The organism is Pseudomonas sp. HY2-MNA-CIBAN-0224 (assembly GCF_040310285.1).
Taxonomy (GTDB): domain Bacteria; phylum Pseudomonadota; class Gammaproteobacteria; order Pseudomonadales; family Pseudomonadaceae; genus Aquipseudomonas; species Aquipseudomonas helleri.
Genome location: NZ_JBEOPQ010000525.1, coordinates 1 through 272, shown reverse-complemented (window position 1 = coordinate 272; position 272 = coordinate 1). Strand labels below are relative to the sequence as shown.

At 44.1% G+C, this 272-nt stretch carries 1 protein-coding gene; it reads left to right on the top strand.

The features are described from left to right. Positions 1 to 272 (top strand): hypothetical protein (locus tag AAEZ03_RS27415; protein WP_350583004.1); only part of this gene is annotated, 272 nt, incomplete at both ends.

The window sequence follows — 272 nt, the reverse complement described above, 5'->3', positions numbered from 1 at the left end:
TCATGTCACCGAAGAGCTTGCTACGTCATAAGCTTGCCACGTCAAATCTAGAAGAGTTGGCCGTTGGTAAGTTTGAGACGGTTATCTCAGAGATGGATGATCACAATGCAGATAAAGTAACTCGTATGGTGCTATGTGGCGGCAAGGTTTATTATGACTTGTTAGAGCAGCGCCGTGCATTGGGTCTAGAGCATGTGGCTATTGTACGTATTGAGCAGCTTTATCCGTTGCCAGAAGAGCGTTTGATTGCTGAGATTGAAAAATATAGCAAA